This window comes from Acinetobacter sp. 243_ASPC, from assembly GCF_001054715.1.
Lineage (GTDB): Bacteria > Pseudomonadota > Gammaproteobacteria > Pseudomonadales > Moraxellaceae > Acinetobacter > Acinetobacter soli.
Genome location: NZ_JVOR01000021.1, coordinates 1 through 1,159, shown reverse-complemented (window position 1 = coordinate 1,159; position 1,159 = coordinate 1). Strand labels below are relative to the sequence as shown.

Below are 1,159 nucleotides of genomic sequence, written 5' to 3'. Positions count from 1 at the left end.
CGCTCAGAAAGCTTTATGCTCGCTTCGCTCGGCTATGAATCAATTGAAATACAGTCGCTTTGCTCGGTTAATACCGCTTAACAGCAAAAGGGAGATTTGTAATCGGGGAAAAAGCATGGCGAAAATTTTTATAACGCTCAATCGCTCGTAGCCACTCGCTCGGCTACTCAAAAAAAAGAGCAAAAGAAGTAATTCTTTTGCTCTTTTAAATTACATATTTATTGTGATGGAAATATTTTCTTCAGGAACATCAAAATAGTTTGCTAATAATCTTTTAGCTTCAGGAATTGAGATTTTATCTAATTTTTTTTCTTCTAATTTATTAGGTTCCTCTGAGACGCTAGTTTCTTGTTCTAATTTATGGAACTGTAAATTTTCTAAGTTGATATTCAGCTCTTCTAAAGTGCTATAAGCAACAGGGTTTCTATTTCCATCCCACATATTAGGAATCGAAATATCTGCATATTCAGAAATATTAATTATCCAACGACCTTCACAATCTGCTTCTTGAGATCGACTGATACTAGAAATTTTACCGACTAAAAAGGCTGTGTGGTGCTTTGCTTCAGGGTGACCCCAAGATTTATTTCGGTTTTGAACGCAAACCACGTAACTGCACTTTCCTGCATGATGAGCGTTTAATCTCCAAGCCTGGCTTCCTCCTTCTCTTAAAATTCTAGATTTTCCTCGAGCTGTTAGAACGACAACACACTTATTTTTCATTTAAATACCTATAGTACTGGGAAGTACTATTTTTTCGTAGTCGCTTCTATTTTGCGTTTTTAGCTTGTTTTCGCTCTTGGAGTATAGAAACCCCTTGTTTGTGCCAATTCGTCCATTTTGGGTCATCTGGTGCGATTTTAACGTTACTTAACATGCCAACCAGTGTGGCAGGGTCGTGATGACCTAGATTAGCAATATCAAATAATGCACCTAATTCAATTAGTCGTTTGGTTCTAGCCTTACGTTCTAATGCTTTTTCCTTTGTTTTTTCTGCATTGAGTAGGTTTTGCATGTCCCTTTTTGCTTTGTTGGCTCGAATGCTGGCTTTTTCTGTCCGAATCAAAGCAGACAATTTCTTATCTTCGATTGGTGTCCGATCTGTTTTTTCATAGAGTTCAATCAGCAATTTTTGATAGTCGGTAGGGCGAGAAAGTGC

The 1,159-nt window shown here is 37.4% G+C and carries 2 protein-coding genes; both read right to left on the bottom strand.

All coding sequences use genetic code 11. The annotated features are described in order from the left end of the window. Positions 1 to 210 precede the first annotated feature (210 nt). Entirely contained in the window at positions 211 to 723 is a 513-nt protein-coding gene (locus tag ADA42_RS02530) for a hypothetical protein (RefSeq protein WP_048763437.1), read from the bottom strand. A 46-nt stretch (positions 724 to 769) separates the two neighbouring features. Beyond that, positions 770 to 1,159, bottom strand: a 390-nt coding sequence (locus ADA42_RS02525) for a conjugal transfer protein TraD (protein ID WP_048763435.1), incomplete at its 5' end; no start/stop codon positions are given.